The following is a 25,583-nucleotide window of genomic DNA, read 5'->3' as shown; positions in this document are numbered from 1 at the left end:
GCCCTCGCTTCTATAAGTGAGGGTTGGTTTTTCGTTAACTTCAGGTTGGGTAGAGTCCTATCTGAAACTCCGATGTTCAGCTTTAGCTGAACGAGTTCACTGTCGGAGAAAAGAATGAGTCATGAATATGGAGAAAGTTTTTCTTAAGTTTTGCCTTGTTTTTTTCGATAAGCAAAGTAAGACTATGTATCTTGGAGTGAATGAAATGAAGGTAGATCCTACATTTATGTCGCTGGTGAGCTGTACCCAAGCAGCTAATCGCTTGAAGCCGGCAGCAAAAAATAGATCGACGAGCGAAACGGATAATGTTGCCGTTTCAGACAAAGTACAAACATTTCAGACATTATTGCAAAAAGCAAAAGAAGTTTCTGACGTTCGCGAAGATCGTGTTCAAACTCTGTCCAAGCAGATTGAACGGGGAGAGTTTAAAGTGGATGCCCAAAAAATTGCCGCTAAATTGCTTCCGCCGAATTTCTAAGAGCGTCTAGCGTCTATGCGAGGAGGAAGATTCCATGTCTGAAGTGCTTGAGGACTTAGACAGAAACTTAAAGGAACAAGTTGCCTATTATACAGAACTTAATGGTTTAGAAATAGGCAAACAAAAAGCCTTAATAGAAAATGATATTCAAAAAATTGACGAATTCACGGCTCGGGAGGAACAACTCCTCCTCGTTGCTAATCGGTTGGAAGAGGATCGTCTCTTGTTTACGAAGCAAATTGCCTCTGTACTAGGTCTGGAGACTAAGGATCTGACTCTGGCGGTGCTCGCGAATCGTTTTCCTGTTTTACAGGGAGTGCGTCTTGAGCTGGAAAAGGAGGTAAGAGAACTGCAAAAGATTCATCGCCTTAATACCCAGCTTTTGAAGCAATCTATGAAAATCGTTGAGTTTACTATTGGTTTGTTCACATATCAGGGAAGTCACACCTATTCGCATCCGCAGCAGAAGATTCAGGATACAAACAAAGTGCTGCATTTTTTAGATCGGAGGATTTGACGTATGACTTCTACTTTTTTTGGCTTGGAAATTGCACGCAGAGCGTTAAATGCACAGCAAGCTGCTTTAAATGTTACGTCTAATAATATTTCTAATGCGAATACAACTGGGTATTCGCGCCAGATCGCCAATTTAACAGAAACTACCCCCTATACAATATGGGCAACGGGAAAAGATGAGAGTTTAGGCTCCGGTGTAGCAATGGATACGGTTACTCGTGCCCGGGATAAGTTCGTCGATATGCAGCTCCGAAACGAAACGTCGAAACAGCAGTATTGGACGAGCAGGGAAACAAGTTTAACTAATATTCAAAGTGACATGAATGAAGCTTCAAGTACAGGGTCTGGTTCAGGCTTGAGTTCAGATCTAAACAGTTTTTGGACTGCGTGGAGTGATCTCTCTACAGACCCTCAAAATTCCGGATCACGTGCCGTTGTCCAGGAAACTGGTGTAACGCTGACAGATGCTTTCCATTCTGTTTATAATCAACTCAAAACAGAGCAAAGTAACACTGATTCGGATATTAATGATCAAGTGAGCAAAATAAACAGTTACTCCAAGCAGATTGCTGCTCTCACACAGCAAATTCAAGAAGCGGAAAGAACGGGTGATAATCCGAATTCTCTCCTGGACAGCAGGGATAATCTGATTGACGAATTATCTAAAATTGTTAACGTTAACGTGAAAGAATCGCGCAGCACTGATCCAAATAGTAACGCGAATGTTACGGATTTTGAATTGGATATCGGAGATGGCTCGCAAGTGCTTGTCAGTAATGATCGGGCTTATCAATTAGCGACTTCGTCGAATACATCAGGTATAGGGGGGAACACTATTACCTCTATTAAATGGGCAAATTCTTATTATCTTCCGGATGGAACACAGGTGACTATAGATTCTTCTGATCCTCATGCCGCTCAAGCGGGTACCAATCTTAGTCTAGCTTCTGGAACAGGTACCCTTCAATCAGATATTGATATTCGCGACAAGGACATTCCGGACTTAGTGTCAAAGTATAATACCTTAGCCCAAGGAATAGTTACGGCTGTTAACGGTATTTACAATCCGTCCGGAACAGGTACTAATTTTTTTAATGGTACTGATACTACTGCAGGTGACATAGCCCTGGACTCGTCTGTAGATACCGAATATGACACTAATGTTAATAATATTGTTGCTGGGACTTCGGGCTCAGGTGATGGGAGCATTGCTTCAGCAATTGCCAATTTATCGTCTGGGTGGTCCACTTTATCAGGCACTGCCTTATCAAATCTGGAATCTGAATTTGGATCTGCATCCTCCTTAGGAGGTTATTATGATTCTACTGTTTCCGGGTTTGGGGTAAAGGTTCAAGAAGCAACCGGAATGAAAACCGGAGAGGATACCTTGGTTACTAATTTAACGAATCAGCGAGATTCGGTATCAGGGGTATCGCTGGATGAAGAAATGACCAATATGATTCAATTTCAGAAGAGTTATACTGCGGCCGCGAGGGTGGTCACGACCTTGGATGATATGCTCAACACGATTGTGACGGGCTTAGGAGTTACAAGATAAGGATAATCCCAGTATCTAGAGGAGGGAGTATTTTGCGGGTAACCAGTGGAATGATGTCGAGAAATTTTCTCCAAAATCTTAATATATCTCAAGAAAGTTTGTTGAACCTTCAAAACGAAATGTCTTCAGGACTTCGTATTCAAGAACCGTCAGATGACCCGTCAGGTGCAAACAAAGTACTGGGTCTTAAAACAAGTTTGTCTATGCTTACGCAAACCCAGACCAATGCGACCCAAGCTTCGTCTTTCATGGGCACGACGGATTCAACCTTGTCTGACGTGCAGTCAACGCTTCAACGCGCTTATGAGCTGGCTATACAAGCGGCCAATGATACAAACACAACAAGTTCTCGAGAAGACATTGCTGCAGAAATAGATCAGATAACAAAGCAGGTTGGAACCCTTGCTAATACCAAATATGGCGACAGATATATATTTAATGGTACTTCGACAGACCAAGCGCCGGTAGATGATACGACAAGCTCAAACTTCGCGTCTACTTACTCGCCGCTTACATTAGATGTTGGCAATGGAACGACGGTTAATATTTCAGTAAATGGGGAGGATGTCTTTAAGAACGCTCCTACTGCTCCTAGTGGGGTTACTTACTATGGTTTACTATCGTCATCATCTTCTCCTTTCGATCCCTCTGGCAGTACGCCTCCGGGTTCCTCTACAGGTATTTTGGATAGACTGAGCTATGCCTTAAGGAACGGGGATTCTTCGACTATTTCTGGCGCTATCGATAATATAACAGCCTGTCTTGACACTATCTCAACGGAGCGTGCTACATTAGGCGCTAACGTTAATCGCATAACCGCTATTTCAAACCAATTAACTGTAGCATCAACGAATTTGAATTCTGCCATTTCGTCTGTTCAGAGTGTTGATATGGCGCAAGCTATCTCAAATTTTGAGAGCCAGCAAAATACTTATCAGGCCGCCTTGTCTGTTGGAGCTAAGATTATTCAGCCTTCTTTAGTTAGTTTTATGAGTTAAGGTTGTAAAAATCAGGTTGAGGTGACCGCATATGATTGATTTGCAGATTCAGCAACAATTTGGCCAGATAGGACTGACGATTACTCCTTTACAATATAACTTAACAGTCAACCAGGCGGATCTGGAGTTGCAGCAGAGTCCCGCGGAAATTTTCCTGCAACAACCGGCGGCAACTTTAGAAATCGATAATACCCCAGCGCGAGAATCGCTGGGGTATTATGGTATGGCTGCCGAGCAGCAGATCGCCGGACAAGACGCAAAGAGAGCATGTGAAGCCGGGATTTCACGGATTGTCTTAGAAGGAGATCTATTCAGCAATCTTAGCCAAAAGGCATCCGTAGCCAAGATTGTCTCTGACGCTGCGGCACCGCGTCAGAAAAAGCTTCAAATTGCCTGTACCCAGCCTATACAGATTTCAGTGACGTCTCAATCTGTTGAATGTCAGGCGCAAATGGGTGGGGTATCAGTAAACGTAACCCCGGGCACAGTAGAGGGAGAAGTACAATACGGGTCGGTTCAAGCTTATATGGAGCAGAACCCCTATATACATTTTTATACCACGGGTTCTGTATTTGATGACAAGATGTAGAAAAATTCCTGACGGGAAAGGTTGAAGTGGAGGACTTTATAATGATAGATAATGTCTACAATTTTGTTAAGGGCATTCCGGGCTTCGAAGACTATAGAAAGTTTCGCCTTATTGAGGAAAAAGGTGTACCATTTGCCCGGCTTATTTCTGTTGATGAAGAAAGAATTGGCTTTATTCTTATTCGACCAGGGTTATTATTCCCGGATTATGGTGTGGAAGTTGATGATGACAATGCAGAGGTCTTAAAACTAAATCAAGTGTCAGAGGGATCTGCAAGCATTGGCGCCCTTTCAGATGAAGGATCAAATATCAATGTGGATATCTGGTCGATAGTAACTTTGGATAGACAGGATGTGGCTCAGAGCACTGTGAATTTGAGGGCTCCGATTCTTTTGAATAACGTTCAAAAAGTGGGAGTTCAGCTTATTTTAATGGATGAAAAGTATCTCACGAAGCAACCCTTGATTTTTGATGATGCTGGCAATCAGGGACAGGAAGGGGCAGTTGATTAAATGCTGGTTCTTACACGGAAACTGAATGAAACCATCAAGATTGGCGATGACATAGAGATAACCGTTGTGGCCATATCTGGGGATAATGTGCGGCTCGGTATTGAGGCACCGCGGGAAATTCGGATTCTTAGAAGTGAGGTTTACGGAGAAATCCAGAGACAAAACCGTGAAGCGGTGACAGGGGAAGAATTTGAACAGTCCCTTAAAATTATTTTAAGGGATCTTGGGATCGTTAAAAAAGAAAATAGCTAAGGAACACAAGTAGGGGTGACGACTTTAGTGACAACTATTAGCCTATGTATGATCGTGAAGAATGAGGAAAAGTTTATTAAACGCTGCCTGGAATGTTTAAAAGATATAGCAGATGAGATAATCATAGTTGACACCGGGTCAACCGATAGAACTAAAGAAATAGCAGGTAATTATACACCAGGGATTTATGATTTCGAATGGGTAGATGATTTTGCAGCTGCAAGAAACTTTTGTTTTTCTAAGGCGACCATGGATTATATTTATACTGCCGATGCCGATGAAGTTATCGATGATGATAATATTAAAAAATTTTTATTATTAAAAAGTGATATCAGCCCTGATGTTGATATTGTAGAAATGCAATACACCAATCAATTGGAAAAGGGTAGTACCTATAATTTTGATGAAGAGAATCGGCCCAAACTTTTTAAGAGATTGAGGACTTTTAGATGGATTGACCCGATACATGAAGTAATCGATTGTTACAATAACGTCTTAACAAGTGATATAAAAATAATCCATAAACCTGAAGAAGGCCATTTTCAAAGAGATCTTTCAATATTTGTTAAATCTACCGGTAATGGTCAAGTCTTGAATTCAAGATTGCATATGATGTATGCCAGAGAATTATTTATCTGCGGAACTGATGAGGATTTCTTAAAAGCTTTCGACTATTTTAATAGATCGTTAATGGAAGAGACTTTAAAACCAGACGATAAAAGACTTTCTTATTGCGTTTTAGCTAGATATTATAATTTAATTTCAGATGCGCATAACCTGTTTAAGGTTATAACAAAAACCTTAAATGGAGTTGTTAGCTCTGAAATATGTTGTGAATTAGGCAGTTATTACATGAAAATGGAAGATTACGAAGAAGCTTTATATTGGTATTATTTGGCTTCAGGTGCTGCAAGCGCGGATTTAAATATTGACTATATGAACTTTATACCAAATTTTCAAATGTGTAGATGTTTTATTAAATTAGGCGATATGACAGAGGCATTAAAACACAATTCTTTAGCGGAATTTTACAAACCAAATCATCCAGATGTGTTAGCAAACAAACAGATTTTAATATATTGACCCATTATCATTATAGGTGGTAATACTTACTAACCTGTTCCTTTGAGATCAATTGTGTTTTATTTTTGATAATTCATAATTAATTGATTAAAACCTATGTAAAAACGTAAGGCAAAGAATTGACTTTATTAATATGGGGCGAAAATACGAGAAAAAAAGAGATAAACATTGTAATTATTGATATTTTGCCTAAAAATGCCCTTTAGAAAGTGAAAGGATTATTCGATAAATACTATGTAATTACTTACTTTCGTCGACGAGTAAGAGGATTGGTAAAATTCTCACACGGATGTGGGAAAATTAAATTCATGGAGGGAAAAACAATGTCAATGTTTATTAATTCCAACATGGGCAGCTTAACTGCTCAAAACAATTTAAACAGAACTGAGAACTCACTTCAAAGTTCGCTGGCCAAGCTGTCCTCAGGTTATCGGATCAATTCGGCTGCAGATGATGCCGCAGGATTAGCCATTTCTCAAAAGATGACGGCACAAGTCAATGGCTTGAATCAAGCAAACAGAAACGCGCAAGACGCAATTTCTCTAGTTCAGACTGCTGAAGGTGCCATGGGTCAAACTCAAGCTATTCTTCAACGGATGAGACAACTAGCTGTCCAGTCTGCCAATGATACGAATACAACATCTGACCGCACCCAAATTAGTCTTGAAGTAAAAGCTCTGCAATCCGAAATTACCAGGATTGCAAATACAACGCAATTCAACACTAAAAACCTTATTAATGGAAGTTTAAGTAGCTCCGCATTAAAATTCCAAATTGGTGCTAATGGGGGTCAAACAATTTCCCTTAATATTGCCACAATGACAGCGTCAGGGTTGAAGGTTGATACGACTAAAGTCTCTGTTACCACTAGGGGTGGTGCAAGCGTTTCAATCGGAGCTATCAGCGCGGCAATTGATTCCGTATCTTCGGCACGGGCAAAGTTAGGAGCTTTGGAAAATCGGCTTAACTTTACGATGAATAACTTGACAACGGCTGCACAAAATTTATCATCTGCCCAATCGCAAATTACTAACGTAGATATGGCTTCTGAAATGTCAAGCTTTACCCAAAACCAAGTTCTGGCTCAGGCTGGGACGGCCATGTTGGCTCAGGCTAACCAAACACCTCAAATGATTCTTAAACTCCTGCAATAGGTATTTTTAGAATAAGGTTATTCTTAACAAGAGAGCCGGTCGGCGGTCAGCCGGTCGGTCTCTTTTGTTAAATTAGAAAACTGTTTGATGGAGTTTGAGCAGGAGGTGCTAGAGTGGTTAATCCGATCCAGCCCAATAACGGGGTCGCCGTTCTGCCGGTCGACGCTTTTCCTGACCAGAAGTCGAATACTACACAAGAAATATTAGTGCCGATTGTAGACCGAAAAGATGAAGTTCCATCGTCTCGAGAAGAAATTTCGCGGGAAGAAGTTGAGAAAGCGGCAGAAAAGATGAATCGCATGATGGGGATTGTCGACAAAAGGATGAAATTTAGTGTCGATGATAAGAACCATCAGGTGTCGGTAAAGGTTATAGATAGCGATACAGGTAAAGTTCTAGGGGAAGTCCCGCCCAAGAGCCTTATGGAATTAATGGGTTCTTTTAGCAGTTTAGCGGGGCTGATCCTTAATAAGTTTACTTAGAAAGGGTGTGATATTCTATGTCCGTCAGTTCAACATCCTCTACATCTTCAACGGCTCTGACTGGGTTGTCAGGATATGATTTCACAGGCGTTATCCAGGCGATGGTTCAAAATTATGAACTTCCCTTAACTCAAATGCAAAATCAAGAGAGTACGGTGCAACAGCAGCAATCTGCCTGGCAGGATATTAACACCCGTTTATCTGCTTTAAATGACACCATTGCGGCACTTGAGTCTTCTGATACATGGAGTGCAACTACTGCAACTTCCAGTAACACAAGCTACGTAAATGCAACGGGAGGACCTGGTGCTTTAGCGGGAAATTATACAGTCGCTGTTGCTAATACGGCAACAGCCGAGACGGTGGTCAGCGCTGCCACCGATGATTCTACTTTTCAAAGTGCTATGGGCTCAAACAATTATAGCTACAATTCTACAGCAGGAACTTCAACATGGGACTTCGCTATTAATGGAAAAAACATTGCTGTGAAAAGTTCTTCTTCAGGAGATCCATCACTGACGGATATTGCGAACTCAATTAATAGTGCTCAGGTTGGAGTTAGCGCATCGGTAATCCAAGTGGGCAGCAGTAGCTACCGTCTTTCCGTCACCAGCAATAGCACAGGGCAAGCTAATGCAATATCATTTACAGATCCGAATGGGACATTAAGTGCGCTCGGATTGACCTTGGATGGCTCAGGTCATCCTCAGACCTATGACACGTTGTCCGCTACCCCTGCCGGAATATCTCAAGCTGCAAAGGATGCCAGCTTTACCGTTAATGGTATCGGTATAACAAGTGGTTCCAATAAGGTGACAACGGCAATCCCAGGAGTTACCTTGAACCTGGTTGCTCCCGGCAGCTCAACGGTAACAGTAGCTTCGGATACATCAACTGCGGAGAGCGCCATTAAATCCTTCGTGAGTGCTTATAATTCTGTGCAAAGTTTAATCTCCACCGACCTTAGTTATGATACCTCAACAGGTACTGCGGGTGTATTGTATGGAGATGCGGAACTTGAGAATATCCAGTCAAAGCTCAGAGAAATGATGGGGGGAACATTTAATAATCCTACCACTGGGGATAATATTTTAAGTGCTGTTGGTATCTCAACTTCAAGTGATAATTTTGGCGAAAGTGCATCCTTAAACTTTGATACTTCAAAATTCGAAACAGCCTATGCTGCCAATCCCCAAAGTGTCGCCAACCTGTTTAGTGCTTCATATAACGGAGTACTCCCAACAAACGGTTTAGGCGGCACAGCTGTCCAAGGGCTGGGAAATACCTTGTCAGCTTATCTCAATCCTTTAATTGAGTATGGCGGGGTTCTTAGTACGATAAATACAAATTATACTAATCAGATTTCGGGTCTGGAAAGTGATATCAGCGATTTTCAAGAACGGGTTACAGACTATCAAAATATGTTAAATCTAAAATTCTCTAATTTAGAGACAATATTATCTTCACTTAATTCGCAAGGAACTTCGTTAACAAACATGATTAATTCAATTCCAAGTTATTCAAGTTCAAAATCTTAAGGTTGTATATGCATCCTATTGTTTTAACAAAATTCGCCAAGGGAGGATCGCTCTATCGTGCCTAACTCAACAAACAGTAATCCTTATAGTGCCTATAGACAAACCTCAGTATCAACAGCCACGCCGGATAAATTGTTATTAATGCTATATGATGGAGCGATCCGGTTCCTTATTCAGGCACGTGTTGCAATGGAACAGAGGAATTATGAAGAAACGAATAAGTGGCTGCAGAAACTTCAAGACATTTTTACGGAATTAAATATTTCGTTAGACATGGAACAAGGGGAAATTGCTGTTAATTTAAGGAAACTTTATGAATTTTACCAAAACGAAGTGCTCATGGCGAATATCGAAAAAAGTTCAGAACGTCTTAAACCGGTTGAAGATTTTTTGAGAAGTTTTCGTGAAACTTGGGCAAAGGCCGCTAAGATTGTTAATCAGCAAACTAACGGACTGGGGAAAAGGTAAACAATGCAAAATACAAACAATGAAGAGCGAGAACCGGAATTAATTCTTACTTTAGATTATATTCGTGAATTATTTATTCATAATGAGGATAGTATGGCCCTCCAAGAGCTTGAGTGTGTTTTTCAGAGATTGGAGGTAATTGCCCAAGAAATGCCTGTCCTTGCACAAGGGACATTTCAGCAATTACTGTTGCGGTCTTTAAAATATCTAGAGGCTAAGGATTATGTCCGGCTTTCAGATGTATTGATCTATGAAATTAAACCATTATTAAAGACTGAATGAGGATGATTAATGTGACTTTTTTTGAGAAAAATTTAGCCTATCTTATCTCTCAAGGGTTCGAAGAACAGGTCTTAGATTCGCACAGACCTTCCTCGGTAAGTCTAATAATGGGTGAGACGGGGTACTATACGGCAACAAAGCGAATAGAAGGGCAGGATATTCTCCTGCATAGCGCTTATGCCCCTTTGGAAGAGGCCTCAATATTGATTGCCGGAGGGGATATTGCCTCTTATCATTCAATTTTTCTTTTTGGTTTAGGCTTAGGTTATCATTTGATCGAGTTATTAGATCAAACACCAAAATCAACTCTTATTTTTGTCTTAGAGACAGATTGGGATATCGTGAAAGCCGCAATGCACGTAATCGATTTTGAGGAAATAATAGCTACCGGTCGAGTCGTCTTGGCTTTTGGCAAACCATCAGAAATCAGGGCTATTTTGGACGGACTTTTTATCTTAGGAAAAGTAATGCTTAAGCTGCAGAGAATCGGTTTCTTATACTTTCCTCCGAAATACCGTTTAGAGTTGCCATCAGTACAAGAAATAAGACATTATGTTCTTGAAACTTTACAGTATCATCGTCATGGCCTAGGGAGTGATTTGAATTGGCCGGTTCAAGGCTTGACTAATCACGTAAAGCATGTCCCTTATTTGGCCGCTTCACCATCACTTGACCGTATTTATAATACTTGGAAAAAGCCGGTGGTAATTGTTTTGGCGGGACCATCTCTGAATAAGAATATTGCTGTGCTTAAGGAATGGCAAGATCGAGTCACGATTTTTTGCGTGAATACTGTTTTTAATAAATTATTGGACAATGGGATAGTTCCAGATGCTACTTTTAGTGTGGATAGAACCCCTCTTATTCCGGAAAAGCATTATAAGAGGGATGAACCAATTCCTGAGTCCATTGTCTTAGTCGCTAACCCGGTTATTGACTCACGCAGTGCAAGTTTGTTTAAGCATCATTTATTTATCTTCGGAGGAGGAGAATATTTCGGGCACGAGTTGGCTCATGCTTTGGGGAACGGTATTATGCCCCTAGGATTATCGGTAACCCATTCTACCTTTGTTTTTGCCCGTCATATTGGCGCTACGGCAATTATTTTAATTGGTCAGGATTTAGCTTTTGGCGAAGAAGGACATACTCATAGTGCAGGAAGTGTATACGATCAGGCTAAAGTAAATTTAGAGTCTCTATCTGAAGTTGTCTATTTAGAGGGCTATTACGGAGAAAAGGTACCATCGCAAATAACATGGAAATTTTTCAGAGATTGGTATGAAATATTCTTGGAGCGCTATCCGACGTTACTCATTAATGCAACTGAAGGTGGAGCCAAAATTATGGGTACTGTTCAAATGACCTTGCAGGAAGCTATGGAAGAATATGTTGGTATAGGTTCGCCTAAGAAAACTTCTTTTGCAAATTGGCTAGATGATTATTCTCAAGATATCCTATACGAAGAGAGAATTGAAATAATCAAGCAATCGTTTATGACAAGAATTAAGAAATTGAGTATAGCCGAACAGGTTTATATACGAGCTGCGAATATGTATGAATTTGTTCGAGATGTTAATATTTCTATTGAGATTAAAAAAAGGTACTTAAACCAAATGTATCAGATAGCTTATGACATTATTGCCGATGATTGGATATACTCCCTGTTCAGACCTGAATATGTCAGCAGGATGGGTGATTATATAAACTTAAATAATGGTATTATGGATGATCATACAGAGGAAATGGTTATTAATAAAGCTAAATTATTGCAGGAAATGTTTTTGGATTTAAATGACTTCCTGGCGAAACTTAAAAAGATTCTCGAAGATGCTGTTTCTAATCTGGCGCAAGAGGAAAAATAGAGTTATTAGGCTCGATGATATAGATGAGAATATTGATGGTAATATGTTTGATAAAATATTCCCAAACTAATTTTATTAAGGAAGTACAGAGTGTGAGAAAATTTCTAAACAAAGGGGTATTATGGGAAGTATAAAATATGAAACAATAATAATTATAATGAGGTAACAAATGGGTAGAATAGTGCTTTTAAAAGGGCAATCGCAGTATGATGTTCTTAGAATTTTTATTGACCAACTGGGTGCTGCCTTTAGCCAACAATTAGGAAAAGAAGTCTATATTGTCGATTTGCTTTCGCCAAATATGAACGATGAACTTAACAAGGCGTTTTCTCAACCCTGTGAATTTGCCGTAGCCTTTAATGCTATGGGGGGTGCTATTAATTTGGATAATCAAAACATGTATGATGTTTTAGACATCCCTTTTGTAGCGGTACTCGTGGATCACCCTTTGTATCATGAAGAAAGGCTTGGCTTAGTGAAAAACATGATTGTAACATGTGTCGATCGTGATCATGTTAATTATTTAAAGCAGGTAAAACACCAAGCGACAAAGGCTTTTCTACCTCATGGAGGAAGCAAATGGATCGGTGATAATGACTCCGATGAAAGCAATAGGAAGATCAATGTTCTCTTTGGGGGATCATATCTAAATTCTAACCATGCTTATGAGCCAATCAAAGATTTACCAAACTATATAAAGAGAATTCTAGATGAAGTAATTGAAGCGACCTTATGGCAAAATGGTATTTCAATGGAGGATTCACTGAATAAGCTGATCGAAAACCGTGATATATACGTGGATGACGAATTGTCTTATAAATTGAACTTGCTTCTTCGTCCAGTTGATCAATTTATCCGAGCTCGCAGAAGAGAAAAGGTTATCGAAGTTTTGGCAAAAAGCGGCATAGAAGTCGACATTTATGGGAATGGATGGGAAGATATCTATCGTGCAAGCTCATTAAGAATACATCAGCCGGTAGACTTTTTAAGTATGTTGAAGTTAATGAATAAGTCGAAAATTGTTCTAAATATTGGTCCGAACTTTGCTAACGGATCCCATGAAAGGGTTTTCTCCGCGATGCTTAACGGAGCAATGGCGGTTGCAGACAACAATCAATATTTTGCCTCAGCATTTGAATCCGAGGAGGAAATTCTTTTATTTGACTGGAGAGATCTTGATATTCTTCCGGACAAAATTGCAGACTATCTTTCAAAGCCTGATCAAATTTCAGCAATTGCAAATAAAGGAAGAAAGAAAGCTGAGACAAAACATACATGGCGGAATAGAGCCGAAAAAATTATTGAAATCGTAGAAGTTTATACTATGAAGAAGAAAATAAGCATGAGCTAACAGAGGATCTGGAAAAATGGTGTTTTCCAACATCTGATTATATCACACAACGTCTTGCCTTATCTCATTCAACAGCAGTATCGGTATATCTGTGGCAGCTCAGTGATCATCTTCCGGCACAAAAAGACTTCTTTTTCTGAAGGTTTTCTCGGAAGTCTGAATGTAAGGCAGAAAGGAGTTCGGTCAGTGTTTAAAGGAAAACGAATTTTAATCACCGGTGGAACAGGGACTGTAGGGCGGTCTCTATTGGAGGCCCTGCTTGCAGAGCGGCCGGAAGTTATTCGTATTTACAGTCGTGATGAGTTTAAACAGTTTGAATTGCAGCAACAATATCAGGGAACTCCGAATCTTCGCTTCTTATTAGGAGACGTAAGAGACTATTCCCGTCTGGTGCGAGCCTTTGAGGGAATTGATTATATATTCCATACAGCTGCTTTAAAACATGTACCGGCCTGTGAGTACAATCCTTTTGAAGCAGTTCAAACGAATATTGTCGGCACTCAAAATGTAATACAAGCAGCTTTAGAATCTAAAGCGAAGAAAGTTATTTTTACCAGCACAGATAAAGCGATTAGCCCGACAAATGCGATGGGCGCTACAAAACTGATGGCAGAGCGTTTAATTGTCGCTGCCGAATATCAAAAAGGTTCAGGTTCTACTGTTTTTTCAGCCGTGCGTTTTGGCAATGTTATGGGATCTAGAGGGTCTGTGATTCCCTTATTTGAGCAGCAGATTCTTAAGCAGCGTAGAATTACCTTAACTTCTCCGGAGATGACTCGTTTTATGATGACCGTTTCTGAAGCAACGCGCTTAACACTGGAAGCCATAAAGCTTGCAGTTGGCGGTGAAGTTTTTGTATTTAAAATGCCTATTGTACGCTTAGGCGATTTTGCGGAAGTCATTATCGATCTTGTTTGCGAAAAATATGGAATTAAAGCTAGTGAAGTGGAAGTCCAGCAGATCGGGCTTCGACCGGGTGAGAAGATGTATGAGGAACTCATGACTTCAGAAGAGTCTAAGAATGCTTATGAATACACACATATGTATGCTATTCCTGCTCCTTTTGGCGGCAATAGAACCGTCAAACATCCGGCTAAGAAAGCTTCTGAGGGAAATTACAGCTCTGAAAGGGGACAAGTTCTCACTCATAACGAGATACGCCGTTTGCTGGCTGCAGAACTTTTGACTGGAGAGGATAGGCAATGAAGGCATTAGTTACTGGAGGCGCCGGGTTTATCGGTTCTTGGGTTGTTGCTCAGTTATTACAGGATGGACATGAGGTTTGGACCTTAGACAATTTATCCAATGGTTCAGAGGAGAACTTGAAATCTTATGTTAAGAGTAGTGGGTTTAAAGGCTTTATACGCGGCGATATTAAAGATAATCGTATCCTTGAGGAACTGTTCGCCAATGACTTTGCTGTATGCTACCATTTAGCCGCCAGCATCAATGTCCAAGACAGTATTGATGATCCTCAGACAACCTTTGAAAATGACGTGATTGGAACCTTTAATGTTCTGGAATATTGTCGAAACCATGGTGTTAAAATGGTGTTTATGAGCACTTGCATGGTTTATGACAAAGCGACAGGCACCAAGGGGATCGATGAAAATTCACCGATTAAGCCTGCTTCTCCTTATGCCGGTTCAAAGATCGCTGGAGAGAATATGGTGCTGTCCTATTTTTATGCTTATGGTTTGCCTACTGTGGTCATACGTCCCTTTAACACCTATGGCCCGAGACAGAAAGCCTCCGGAGAAGGCGGAGTGGTCAGCATTTTCACCAGTAAGGCTCTTAAAGATGAAACATTAAATATTTATGGTTCCGGGGAACAAACTCGCGACTTGCTGTACGTTGAGGATTGTGCTCGTTTTGTCGTGGCAGCAGGGCTGAGTGATTCTGTTAATGGTCAAATTATCAATGCCGGTTTAGGAAAAGATATTTCCATTAACGGTTTGGCTTATAAAATTTGTGGAGATGCTCGTCAAATTAACCACATTGCTCATATTCATCCTCAAAGTGAGATTCAGAAATTACTTTGCAATGCCAATAAAGCTAAAGAACTCTTAAATTGGGAACCAAAAGTTAGTCTTGAGGATGGATTATTAAGGATAAGGACTTGGATGAGTGAGCAACCCGATGTTATAAGTACCTAAATTAAATAATTGTCGATACCTGAACGTTGATATTTGAAAATTTAAACATGGCAAATTAATAGTAAACAGATCTTATCTAAGTTTATGGGAGAAAAATAATGAGATGATGACCGAACAATTAGCTATTTGCGGCGGAAAACCAGTACGTGATACTTATCTCCCTTATGGCAAACAGTGGATTGGCGACGAGGATGTTGAAGCAGTTGCTCAGATTCTGCGCGGGGACTTTTTGACAACGGGACCCGCGATTGCACAGTTTGAACAGGAGGTCGCGGCATATGTGGGCGCGGCTTTTGCTGCAGGAATTGGGGAAAATGATGAAGTAATCACAACGCCTATGACCTTTGCTGCCTCGGCTAATTGTGTGCTATATCAAAAAGGACATCCGGTGTTTGCCGACATTGATCCTCTGACGGGAAATATTGATCCAGAAACGATTGAAGACCTTATTACGCCAAAAACCAGGACTATCATACCTGTAGATTATACGGGCAGACCTGTAGAAATAGATAAAATTCGCCAAATCTCGCAAAAGTATGGCTTGACTATTATTGAGGATGCTGCTCACGCTTATGGTGCAAGTTACCAAGGCGTTCGTCTGGATTATCGTCCGGAATGTCCTCAAACCGAGAGGTTTTATGAACGGATCGTGACCTTGCCGCCTTTTCCGGCGATGAAGGATCAGGATGTTCAAGATGTTATTGAAGCAGTCCATAAGGTTATCGCCCACTATCTGCGCTAAAATCCCCATCCTATTAACATAGGAAGCTAAACGTTTTTAGCAAGTGCTTGAAACTTTAAATCTTTAAGTCTTTAGGAAGGCGGGAACGAGATGAGAGTCGTTTGTATAATTCAGGCCAGAATGGGATCGGAGAGATTACCAGGCAAAGTTCTGATGGATATTGTCGGCAAACCGATGCTGGATCATATTCTTGTCCGGCTCAGTCATTCTCAGCGTATAACTGAAGTCGTTGTAGCTACAAGCTCAAATCCAGAAGATGATTTAATTGCTCGTTTTTGTCAAGAAAGAAACACTTCTGTTTTTCGGGGAAGCGAATTAGATGTTTTAGCACGTTATTACGATGCGGCCTGCCAGTATCAGGCTGATATCGTTGTGCGAGTGACTGCGGACTGCCCTCTTGTGGATTATGAAGGTATTGATGAACTTATCGGGGAGATTGAACAAAGAAACGTTGATTATCTATCATTTAATAGTAAACCCTTGCCAAGGGGGCTTACCGGTGAAGTCTTTACCTTTGCAGCTCTTAAGCTTGCCCATGAAACAGCCCATCAGCCCTACGAACGGGAACATGTAACGATCCATATGTATGAACACCCGGAAAAATTCCGTTTGGCATCTGTGGAAGCACCGGCATGGATGCATCGTCCTAATTATAGGCTTACTGTTGATACTCCGGCAGATATTCAACTTATTCGAAGTATCTACGAGATCTTGCTTAGTCAGCGCGAAATTATTGATTTGCAAAAAGTTATTGAGTTAATGGATCATAGTCCTGAACTGCAGACCATAAATGGGCATATTCAGCAAAAGGATCCCAAAAAGTAATTCTCCTGACAGGGGCTTGTTAAAACTTCTAACAACTTCTTGACCTAAGGCTTCCTCTGGATTTTTATTTATTCTAAACAACCTAGGTAGACCTAGCGGAAGATGATATTAACCGACAGACTCACAAAAACTTGCTTTTTGGGGGATGGTGATAAAAATGGTTCAATGGAGGAAAATACAGGAATCTGATTTGGAAATGATTATGAACTGGCGTATGCGTCCGGATATTACCAGGGTCATGTTTACAGATCCCGTTCTCACCTTAGACGGACAGCGCGAGTGGTTCCGGAGAATTCAAACTGACCCTACACAAAAGCATTGGATTACGATGGTGCACGATAAACCGGTAGGTATAGCCAGTTTAGTTGGAATTGACTATCAAAATCTTTGCTGCAAATCCGGTGGATATATAGCCGAACGGCAGGACAGAGATTTTGGCACGGTGATAGCGCAGGAAACCGGTTTGTTAACGGCTGCTTTTGACATCTTGAAGCTCAATCGTATCCAAGCGGAGGTAATGAGCAACAACCAAAGAGTTGCGAAAATGTTGGTGCTTAATGGCTATACCCAAGAAGGAGTTTTGCGGAAGGCTGTCTATAAAAATGGTGAATATTTCGATGTTATCGTTTGTTCAATGCTGAAAGAAGAATGGGCAGCCGGCAAAACACGTTTTAAATACAACAAACTGGAGATAGAGCTATGAAAGAATTAAGAATTGGAAACAGAATTATCTCCCAGCAAAACCCTGCTTATATAATAGCGGAAATGAGCGCTAATCATGCCGGATCTTTGTCTAATGCCTTAGAAATCGTTCATGCTGCCAAGGAAAGCGGAGCAGACTGTGTCAAAGTTCAGACTTATACGGCTGATACCATAACTCTCGATTGCCGGAAACCGGATTTTATGCTTCAAAGCGGTACTTGGAGCGGATACAATCTCCATGATTTGTATAAAGAGGCTTATACCCCCTGGGAATGGCAAGGCAAGATCAAGGAGGAGGCTGAAAAGATCGGTCTCGATTTTTTGTCTACGCCCTTTGATAACACAGCGGTTGATTTTCTGGAAGATCTCAATGTAGATTTTTATAAGATAGCTTCTTCAGAGATTGTTGATATTCCCTTGATTCAATATGCTGCAGAAAAAGGGAAACCCATGATTATTTCTACCGGAATGGCTAGTGTCGAGGAAATTGAAGAGGCAGTGATGGCAGTTCGAAGCACAGGAAACGATCAGTTAGCTTTGCTTAAATGCTCCACCCTGTATCCGGCAATTCCACAAAAAATGAATCTGATTACAGTCTCTGATTTAGCAGAACGCTTTGATGTAATTTCCGGCTTGTCAGATCATTCGATGGGTTCGCTGGCCTCAGTCATTGCCGTCGCACTTGGGGGAAGGATTATCGAGAAACATTTTTGTCTCGATAGACGTATTAAAAATCCCGACAGCAGTTTTTCCATGGAACCTCAAGAGTTCAAGCAGATGGTCGATGAGGTGAGGGCAACGCAGGCGGCGATTGGCGAGACGCCCTATAGTTACGGAGAGGACGAATTATATGGCCGGGGGTTCAGACGGTCGCTGTATGTCAGCAAAGACATTAAGTCCGGCGAAGAATTTACGGCAGAGAATCTTCGTTCTGTAAGGCCGGGAAAAGGGCTGCATACTCGATATTATTATGAAATTCTGGGCAGAAAAGCAGCTTGTGATATCGAGATGGGAACGCCATTAAGGTGGGAGCTGGTTAAATAAATGAACATTGCCTTTCGTGCTGACGGAGACGGAAAAAAGGGTATGGGACACCTTATGCGCTGCAGTGCGATTGCCTCTGAGTTCATTCGCCAGGGCGACTCAGTCGTTTTTTATTCTGAGTACCAGTCGAAGGGCCTGAATTGGCTGCGGGAAAAGGGGTTTAAGGCTGTTGAACTTAAACAACATTCTTCACTGCTGGAGGAAGCCTTTGAATTGGCCTCATATTTAAGCAGAGGTAATACAGATGTTGTTTTTGTTGATTCTTATTGGCTCATTGATGAGTATTACCCAGTTTTAAAACAATCGGGAGCGGTTGTTGCTGCGATTGATGACAGTTCATTAACTTATCGCTATGACTGTGATGTGATTGTCAACGACAACTTCGATGCTCTTGCTAAAGATTATAGTTCCAGCAATGTAAAACTAAAGCTTCTGGGTCATAAGTTTAGTATTCTTAGGCAGGAATTTCGGGAAATCTCACCGGCTCCATTCCGTGAACACGTCGAAACGATACTTATTACCATGGGCGGTGCCGATGTCCGGAATTTTACTCCCGTTGTTTTAAAGGCTTTGGGTAAACTTGAAAATATTAATCTAAAAGTGATCTGTGGGCCGCTCATGGAGAATATCGGCGCTATTGAACGTGCAGCAGACTTGTGCCAAAGCCAAGTGGAGATTATCAGGAATCCTGTGTCAATGGCGAAACTTATGGCCCAATGTGATATAGCAATCTCTGCCGGCGGCGGAACGGTCAAAGAATTATTTGCTATGGGAGTTGTGCCCTTGTTTGTGCTGCAGGCTGCTAACCAGCTGCCTTTACAGCAAATTTTAGAGAGATATAATCTTTCTCTTGTCTTAGGAAACTATACCGATGTGGATTCTTCAGCATTGTCTGAAGCCGTGAATACCCTTCTGGATACTCCGGCGGAAAGAAAGCGAATTCGTCAGAAGATTCTCCAACTCGTTTGCAGAGAAGGAGTCGCTAACATTGTGAACAGCGTTAGTACCTTCACTAATGCAATTAAACATTGTTAAATCTGGTTCAGGAGTTTCTATGGAAATTAAAACGTTTATTACACCATTTCTTAAGTCAAACATGTATATATTCATTGAAGACGGACACATTCTGATCATAGATCCCTATGCCACAGAAGAACTTCTGCAAAAAATAAGGAAATGGGGAGGGAGTGTAGATTATCTGCTTCTTACCCACGAACATTATGATCATATCAGCGGGGTTAATGCTTTTAAGAAAGAGTTTGAATGTCAAGTGCTCTGCAGTAAAGCTTGTGCTGAGAGAATTATCGATTCCCGCTTAAATTATTCCCGTCACTTTGAAGCTTACTGTATTATTCAAAATGGCCTAAAAAAAGGGGAGGCGCCAAAGGTTGAACCCTATTCCTGTACTGCCGATGATACCTTCTCTGATTATCAGAGCTTTGACTGGCAGGGCCATACAATTGAACTCATAGAAACACCGGGCCATACCAGAGGAAGTATTTGTATTCTGCTAGATAAAACTATTCTCCTTTCCGGGGATACATTGCTTCCTGAGGTTAAAACAGAGACTAAGAATTACAAAAACGGGTCTAAGGATTTTGAGGAAACGTCAAAACCTTTTTTAAAGGCATTGCAGCCGGACACCCTTGTCTATCCGGGGCATGGGGAAAAATTTCTGATTAAGAACTATCAGTTTTAGCGAATGATGCTAGGGAGGGTTTAAGGATGACAAACTTGGAAAAATATAATACGGCATTTATGGAGACCTTTGATATAACTGAAGAGCAATTGAACAGTGACCTTGTTTATCAGTCGGTTGAGGCCTGGGACAGTGTTGGGCATATGCAGCTGATTGCAGCACTGGAGGATGCTTTTGACATTATGTTCGATACCGATGACATTGTTGACTTCAGTTCCTACGACAAGGGTAAGGAGTTCATGACAAAATATGAAGTGGAGCTGTAATTATGACGTTTTACGATAAGCTTGAACAGTTTGGGGAAAAAAAGGCCCTTATTACTGAGCAAGAGTGTTTGAGCTACGCACAGTTACAGATTGCGGTGAATGATCTCCGCGCCCAAATAAATGATCGGTGTTTGGTCTTTTGTCTTTGCAGCAATAATGTTGAATCAGTTACAGGATATATTGCTTTTTTGCAGATGCGGGTTGTTCCGGTGATGATCAACCCGGTTATTAACAGAGAGCTCTTTGCTAGCTTGCTGCATACTTACGAACCGAACTATATTTGGGCCCCAAAAGGGTTTTGTCCAGGACAAGCCCGCTATGTGTATAAGGATTATGCTCTTATTAAAACTGAGTATGGGCAGAAGGCTGAACTTCATCCGGAACTGGCTTTGCTTCTCACAACTTCAGGTAGTACGGGTAGTCCCAAACTTGTGCGTCAAACATATCGTAATATTAATCATAATGCGGAATCCATCGCCCAGTACTTAACGATTAGCGGTGACGACAGGCCTATTACCACATTGCCGATGAGTTACACCTATGGACTGTCAATTATTAACAGCCATTTACTCAAAGGTGCAGCGATCATTTTAACGAATGACTCTCTAATGGAAAAATCATTTTGGTCACTGCTTAAAGAAAAACAGGCAACCACCTTCGGCGGCGTTCCCTACACCTATGAAATGCTCAAGCGCTTGAGATTTTTAAGAATGTATTTACCTTCCCTAAAAGTTCTGACTCAAGCGGGCGGCAGATTGGGCAAGGAGCTGCATCTTGAGTTTGCTCAGGGCTGTGCTGAAAAAGGGATTCGTTTCATAGTCATGTACGGCCAAACTGAGGCAACGGCACGGATGTCTTACGTTCCCCAGGAGTATTCAATTAGTAAGGCGGGAAGTATCGGTATCTCGATTCCGGGCGGGAAATTTTGGCTTGAGAACGATAACGGTTCGGTGATTAATGAACCCGATATAACGGGAGAACTTGTTTATCACGGAAATAACGTAACGATGGGATATTCTACCTGCCAAGAGGATTTAGCCAAGGGCGATGAGTTGGGCGGTATATTAAGGACCGGCGATATGGCAAGGAGAGATGAAGATGGGTTCTATTATATTGTGGGCCGCAAAAAGCGGTTTTTAAAAGTCTATGGAAACAGAGTAAATCTGGATGAATTGGAAAGTTTGCTCCAGAAAAGCGGGTTTGAGGCAGCCTGTGCCGGCGAAGATGATCATGTCAGAATTTATCTTGATCACGGCGAGCCTGATGAAGTTTTGAAAATAATGACCGGCTTGACCGGACTTAATCGAAGTGCCTTCGAGATTAGCAAAATTGAGAGCATTCCGCGCAATGAGTCGGGGAAAATTTTATATTCTGAATTGGGGCAGTGGAAATGATAAATTATGAAACATTGTTTGTAATGCCGCCTTTTGGGCTGCGCCAATCTGATAAAGACGACTTATACAAACAAGCAGTCATGGAGTTATCCCGCCACCATTATGAACATTGCGAGGCATACAAGAAGCTTTCAAAAGTGTTAGGTTTAGGAAGGCCTCTGCCCGTACGGCTTTTTAAGAAATATGAATTATTGAGTATTGATAAAGAGAAAATCGTTAAAACCATGACTTCTTCCGGTACTACAGGACAAGCTGTCTCGAAAATTTATTTAGATCGTGAAAATTCTGCCCGGCAGACGAAAGTATTAGCAAAAATCGTATCCGATTTTACCGGTAAAGCACGTATGCCTATGTTGATCATTGATTCAACCGCAGTACTCAAAAACAGAGATATGTTTTCAGCCCGAGGCGCCGGTATATTGGGCTTTTCTATCTTGGGCAGAGATATAACGTATGCCTTGGATGAAAAAATGAACCTTAATCTCCAAGCCATTGAAGATTTTTGTCAGAAACATACGGGGGAAAAAATCCTGGTCTTTGGCTTTACCTTCATGATATGGGAGCATTTTTATTTAGCCCTGAAGAAACGAGGCATTTCCTTTTCCCTGAACGGGGTAATGATTCATGGGGGAGGCTGGAAGAAACTTAGAGATTTATCTGTCGATAATGAGACTTTCAAAAACGAAATCCGCTCAGCAGCGGGTATTGACCAGGTTCTGAATTATTACGGTATGGTGGAACAAACCGGTTCGATTTTCATGGAATGCGAGTACGGGCATCTGCACGCCTCAATTTTTTCGGATATAAGCATTCGTAATCCCCTCGATTTTTCAGAGCTGCCAAGCGGAAAAGGTCTGATCCAATGTACTTCGCTGCTTCCCACCAGTTATCCGGGACACGTTCTGCTGACCGAGGATGAGGGGGAACTATTAGGGGTTGATGACTGTCCCTGCGGACGCTTGGGAAAGTATTTTAAAGTTCATGGCAGGGTTAAGGGAGCTGAAATAAGGGGGTGCAGTGATACTTATGAACGGCGTTAATTGTTTGGCTGGCACAGATAATATCGTAAATGTCCCCGCCAGGCCTTATAACGGCATGGCTTGTGAATTTGCTTATAGGTTGTCATCTGTACTGATGCATAGCAAAGAAGCGAAAGAGTATTCGGATATCATGTCGTTCGCTTTCTGGTGCAGAAAAGCAAATATTACCAAGCTGAAAGAGAACTATGGCCCCTATGAGAACAGGTTGGGCAGAGGATTGACGTTTCATATTGCTCCTTCAAACATTCCCGTAAACTTTTCCTTTTCCTGGATGTTTTCTCTGCTCGCCGGGAATTCCAATATTGTCAGAGTATCGTCGAAGCCGTTTCCGCAAGTTCAAATCATTTGCAGAGCTATAGAGAAGGTCTTCGCAGAATTTCCAACGCTTAAAGAGAGAAATGCCATTATCTCTTATCCAGCGAATTCTGATACCACCTCCGTCTTCTCTGCCATGGCGGACGCACGGGTGATCTGGGGCGGAGATGAAACCATAAAATTAATTAAGGCCATGCCTTCAAAACCTCGTTGTGTGGATATTACCTTTGCTGATCGTTATTCGATAGCCATCATAAACGGTGAGGCTATCATCGAGGCGGATGAAGCCATAATGAATAAACTTGCTGAACGATTTTACAATGATACGTATCTAATGGATCAAAATGCCTGTTCTTCACCGCAAACTGTCTTTTGGCTGCAGGATAGCAGGGAGGCTCGTGAACGTTTCTGGGGCTCGGTAAAATCTTATGTAAACCGGCACTATATTCTCGAACAGGCCGCAGCAATGGATAAGTATAGTCATCTTTGTGAAGACATTATTGAGATGAATACTATTCAAGGAACATACCATGAAAGCAACTTGCTTTATCGCATTGATTTGGTTAATTTGCCCAACGATTTGACATGTTTGAGGGGAAAGAATGGCTACTTCTATGAATTTGCCATTCAGGATTATAGAGACTTGATACCCTTTATAACTGAAAAATATCAGACGATGACTTATTTTGGACTGGAAAAAGATGAACTGCAGAACTTTGTTATTGCCAATGAGATTCCTGGGATTGATAGAATTGTCCCAATAGGGGATGCCATGGATATTGATGTTATATGGGATGGTTATGATCTGGTGGGTACGTTGTCTCGTATTATTAGCGCGAAATAGCGGGAGAGTGACTAGTTTGAACAAGCATCATTCCTAGATTCCCTTCAACGATGTAAAGTAAAAATAATTACTTTCGGCAATCTCCGTAATGTAGCAGGAGATTTCTATTGAAACTTCTTTAAATGAAGGAGAGTAAAGAATATGAGCACAGCTTTAAATAAATTTAAAAATAATACGTTAGTTATTTTCGGCGCATCAAAATGTGGAGAATATGTTTTTAATTATTTAAAAGACAATGGTCTAAACATTAGCTATTTCATTGATAATGATAGTAATAAGTGGGGAAAAGCTCTTTTCGGAATAAAAATAATTTCGCCAGATAATTTGATTAATTTAATGCCTAATCTTCATATTTTTATCGCTAGTAACTTTTTTTCAGAAATTAAAAACCAATTAGACCTTATGGGGTTTAATGATTACTCTATTATTTATTGTCATGGACTTATTAATAATCTTTATGACAAAAAAATTATTATAAATAATATAGAGAAAATAAATTTATTACGAGAAATTTTAACTGATGATCAGTCAAGAAAAACCCTAAATAATATAATAAAATTTCGATGTGAAATTGATGATTCCAATCTCAAAGAAATTTTAGATTTAGATCAGTATTTTCCTTCGGAAATTGAATTAGTTTCATAACTTGAACCCATTGATATTACTAATCTTTTTAAGGACAAAAAGAGGAGTACCTCCCCAAAACCTCGAAAAAGTGTAAGCGACCAAACCAACACCGAGAGGTAGATAGGAGTACTCCCAATGTTTAGTATTCGCCAAGAAAGGCTATTTTCCTTGGAGGAAATTTTAGAAATGTCTCCCAAAAAATCATATCCCCTCATTTTCGATACACTTGACATCACCTCGTTGTTGAGAGTTGTTTCCAAAAGAGCAATACTCGGAGCTCCAACAAGACTTAACTATTCTGCCATGATCTACTCCTTATTCATTCGAGTCATCGAACGAATTCCTACGATTAAAGACTTACGAAAACGATTAAAAAATAGCTTGGAATTCCGTTTCAACTGCGGTTTTACGATGGCAGATTCAGTCCCTAGTGAGTCCTCTTATACTCGGATGATTCAAAAAATCCATGTCTCTTCTGCTTTAGGAAACATTCAAAATGAACTAGTCTCTCAGGCGTTTCAAGAAGGCTTCATCGATGGGGATGTTATCGCCATCGATGCTACTCATATTGAAGCGAGAGATCGTAAACCTGAGAAAAAGAAAGAAGAAGAGGCCCCAGTCGAGCAAACCCCCAAAAAACGCGGACGAAAACCGAAAGCGGAACGGGAGAAATGGCTCAAAGAGCAACAGGAACTGGAAGAGAATCGACCCCTCTTTGAGAAGAAAATTGAAGCACAACTTCCTCTTGATTTTAAGGCGATCGAACAGCAAATCCCGCAGATGCCTCACTGGGGAATTAAGAAAAA

29 protein-coding genes are annotated in these 25,583 nt (G+C 41.0%); all 29 read left to right on the top strand.

All coding sequences use genetic code 11. The features are described from left to right. The first annotated feature begins 121 nt into the window (after positions 1-121). The gene (gene flgM / locus DEAC_RS09395; RefSeq protein WP_345788158.1) at positions 122-478 is read left to right on the top strand and encodes a flagellar biosynthesis anti-sigma factor FlgM; all 357 of its coding nucleotides are present in this window, start codon (positions 122-124) and stop codon (positions 476-478) included. Positions 479-512: 34 nt separating this feature from the next. Further along, positions 513-995 (top strand): flagellar export chaperone FlgN, encoded by a 483-nt coding sequence (gene flgN, locus DEAC_RS09390; protein ID WP_047809814.1) that lies wholly within the window; start codon positions 513-515, stop codon positions 993-995. 3 nt (positions 996-998) lie between these two features. Then, the gene (gene flgK / locus DEAC_RS09385; protein ID WP_047809813.1) at positions 999-2,552 is read left to right on the top strand and encodes a flagellar hook-associated protein FlgK; all 1,554 of its coding nucleotides are present in this window, start codon (positions 999-1,001) and stop codon (positions 2,550-2,552) included. A gap of 32 nt (positions 2,553-2,584) precedes the next feature. Next, the gene (flgL, locus tag DEAC_RS09380) at positions 2,585-3,550 is read left to right on the top strand and encodes a flagellar hook-associated protein FlgL (protein WP_047809812.1); all 966 of its coding nucleotides are present in this window, start codon (positions 2,585-2,587) and stop codon (positions 3,548-3,550) included. 31 nt (positions 3,551-3,581) lie between these two features. Then, positions 3,582-4,139: a DUF6470 family protein gene (locus DEAC_RS09375; protein WP_047809811.1), complete on the top strand. Its 558-nt coding sequence runs from the start codon at positions 3,582-3,584 to the stop codon at positions 4,137-4,139. 41 nt (positions 4,140-4,180) lie between these two features. After that, positions 4,181-4,651 (top strand): flagellar assembly protein FliW, encoded by a 471-nt coding sequence (locus DEAC_RS09370; RefSeq protein ID WP_047809810.1) that lies wholly within the window; start codon positions 4,181-4,183, stop codon positions 4,649-4,651. Then, positions 4,652-4,903, top strand: coding sequence for a carbon storage regulator CsrA (gene csrA, locus DEAC_RS09365; RefSeq protein WP_047809809.1), 252 nt, complete (start codon positions 4,652-4,654; stop codon positions 4,901-4,903). Between the two features lie 48 nt (positions 4,904-4,951). Continuing rightward, positions 4,952-5,986: a glycosyltransferase family 2 protein gene (locus DEAC_RS09360; RefSeq protein WP_053006357.1), complete on the top strand. Its 1,035-nt coding sequence runs from the start codon at positions 4,952-4,954 to the stop codon at positions 5,984-5,986. Positions 5,987-6,315: 329 nt separating this feature from the next. Continuing rightward, entirely contained in the window at positions 6,316-7,140 is an 825-nt protein-coding gene (locus DEAC_RS09355) for a flagellin N-terminal helical domain-containing protein (RefSeq protein WP_047810036.1), read from the top strand. Between the two features lie 113 nt (positions 7,141-7,253). Next, positions 7,254-7,622 (top strand): flagellar protein FlaG, encoded by a 369-nt coding sequence (locus tag DEAC_RS09350; protein ID WP_047809807.1) that lies wholly within the window; start codon positions 7,254-7,256, stop codon positions 7,620-7,622. 17 nt (positions 7,623-7,639) lie between these two features. Continuing rightward, the gene (gene fliD, locus DEAC_RS09345) at positions 7,640-9,160 is read left to right on the top strand and encodes a flagellar filament capping protein FliD (protein WP_047809806.1); all 1,521 of its coding nucleotides are present in this window, start codon (positions 7,640-7,642) and stop codon (positions 9,158-9,160) included. Between the two features lie 57 nt (positions 9,161-9,217). Further along, on the top strand, positions 9,218-9,628 hold the full coding sequence (gene fliS, locus DEAC_RS09340; RefSeq protein ID WP_242847114.1) for a flagellar export chaperone FliS: 411 nt from the start codon (positions 9,218-9,220) through the stop codon (positions 9,626-9,628). 3 nt (positions 9,629-9,631) lie between these two features. Beyond that, the gene (locus DEAC_RS09335; protein WP_047809804.1) at positions 9,632-9,910 is read left to right on the top strand and encodes a hypothetical protein; all 279 of its coding nucleotides are present in this window, start codon (positions 9,632-9,634) and stop codon (positions 9,908-9,910) included. Positions 9,911-9,921: 11 nt separating this feature from the next. Beyond that, complete coding sequence (locus DEAC_RS09330; protein WP_047809803.1) at positions 9,922-11,772, top strand: motility associated factor glycosyltransferase family protein; 1,851 nt, start codon at positions 9,922-9,924, stop codon at positions 11,770-11,772. Positions 11,773-11,941: 169 nt separating this feature from the next. Then, positions 11,942-13,123, top strand: a complete 1,182-nt coding sequence (locus DEAC_RS09325; RefSeq protein ID WP_047809802.1) for a glycosyltransferase family protein — start codon at positions 11,942-11,944, stop codon at positions 13,121-13,123. Positions 13,124-13,309: 186 nt separating this feature from the next. After that, complete coding sequence (locus DEAC_RS09320; RefSeq protein ID WP_047809801.1) at positions 13,310-14,329, top strand: polysaccharide biosynthesis protein; 1,020 nt, start codon at positions 13,310-13,312, stop codon at positions 14,327-14,329. Next, the gene (locus DEAC_RS09315; RefSeq protein ID WP_047809800.1) at positions 14,326-15,279 is read left to right on the top strand and encodes a dTDP-glucose 4,6-dehydratase; all 954 of its coding nucleotides are present in this window, start codon (positions 14,326-14,328) and stop codon (positions 15,277-15,279) included. The genes DEAC_RS09320 and DEAC_RS09315 overlap by 4 nt, the downstream gene beginning before the upstream one ends. Positions 15,280-15,382: 103 nt before the next feature. Beyond that, the gene (locus DEAC_RS09310; RefSeq protein WP_047809799.1) at positions 15,383-16,021 is read left to right on the top strand and encodes a DegT/DnrJ/EryC1/StrS family aminotransferase; all 639 of its coding nucleotides are present in this window, start codon (positions 15,383-15,385) and stop codon (positions 16,019-16,021) included. A 90-nt stretch (positions 16,022-16,111) separates the two neighbouring features. Beyond that, a complete protein-coding gene (locus DEAC_RS09305) occupies positions 16,112-16,846 on the top strand; it encodes a cytidylyltransferase domain-containing protein (RefSeq protein ID WP_047809798.1) in 735 nt (244 codons plus the stop codon). Positions 16,847-17,003: 157 nt separating this feature from the next. Further along, positions 17,004-17,549 (top strand): UDP-4-amino-4,6-dideoxy-N-acetyl-beta-L-altrosamine N-acetyltransferase, encoded by a 546-nt coding sequence (pseH, locus tag DEAC_RS09300; protein WP_047809797.1) that lies wholly within the window; start codon positions 17,004-17,006, stop codon positions 17,547-17,549. Beyond that, on the top strand, positions 17,546-18,592 hold the full coding sequence (gene pseI / locus DEAC_RS09295; protein ID WP_047809796.1) for a pseudaminic acid synthase: 1,047 nt from the start codon (positions 17,546-17,548) through the stop codon (positions 18,590-18,592). Before pseH ends, pseI begins: the two co-directional genes overlap by 4 nt. Then, on the top strand, positions 18,593-19,627 hold the full coding sequence (gene pseG, locus DEAC_RS09290; protein ID WP_047809795.1) for a UDP-2,4-diacetamido-2,4,6-trideoxy-beta-L-altropyranose hydrolase: 1,035 nt from the start codon (positions 18,593-18,595) through the stop codon (positions 19,625-19,627). It abuts the gene before it with no gap. After that, the gene (locus DEAC_RS09285; RefSeq protein ID WP_083996025.1) at positions 19,608-20,291 is read left to right on the top strand and encodes an MBL fold metallo-hydrolase; all 684 of its coding nucleotides are present in this window, start codon (positions 19,608-19,610) and stop codon (positions 20,289-20,291) included. Before pseG ends, DEAC_RS09285 begins: the two co-directional genes overlap by 20 nt. Before the next feature lie 26 nt (positions 20,292-20,317). Then, a complete protein-coding gene (locus DEAC_RS09280) occupies positions 20,318-20,557 on the top strand; it encodes an acyl carrier protein (RefSeq protein ID WP_047809793.1) in 240 nt (79 codons plus the stop codon). A gap of 2 nt (positions 20,558-20,559) precedes the next feature. Further along, complete coding sequence (locus tag DEAC_RS09275; protein ID WP_047809792.1) at positions 20,560-21,951, top strand: AMP-binding protein; 1,392 nt, start codon at positions 20,560-20,562, stop codon at positions 21,949-21,951. Further along, positions 21,948-22,991 carry a LuxE/PaaK family acyltransferase gene (locus DEAC_RS09270; protein WP_047809791.1) on the top strand — a complete coding sequence of 348 codons (1,044 nt, stop codon included), beginning with the start codon at positions 21,948-21,950 and terminating at the stop codon, positions 22,989-22,991. Before DEAC_RS09275 ends, DEAC_RS09270 begins: the two co-directional genes overlap by 4 nt. Beyond that, a complete protein-coding gene (locus DEAC_RS09265) occupies positions 22,978-24,150 on the top strand; it encodes an acyl-CoA reductase (RefSeq protein WP_047809790.1) in 1,173 nt (390 codons plus the stop codon). The genes DEAC_RS09270 and DEAC_RS09265 overlap by 14 nt, the downstream gene beginning before the upstream one ends. Positions 24,151-24,291: 141 nt before the next feature. After that, positions 24,292-24,795 (top strand): LbetaH domain-containing protein, encoded by a 504-nt coding sequence (locus DEAC_RS09260; protein WP_047809789.1) that lies wholly within the window; start codon positions 24,292-24,294, stop codon positions 24,793-24,795. A 117-nt stretch (positions 24,796-24,912) separates the two neighbouring features. Beyond that, positions 24,913-25,583 (top strand): transposase (locus DEAC_RS09255; protein ID WP_047810035.1); only part of this gene is annotated, 671 nt, incomplete at its 3' end.

This window comes from Desulfosporosinus acididurans (assembly GCF_001029285.1).
Lineage (GTDB): Bacteria > Bacillota > Desulfitobacteriia > Desulfitobacteriales > Desulfitobacteriaceae > Desulfosporosinus > Desulfosporosinus acididurans.
This window is presented reverse-complemented; position numbering and strand designations above follow the sequence as displayed.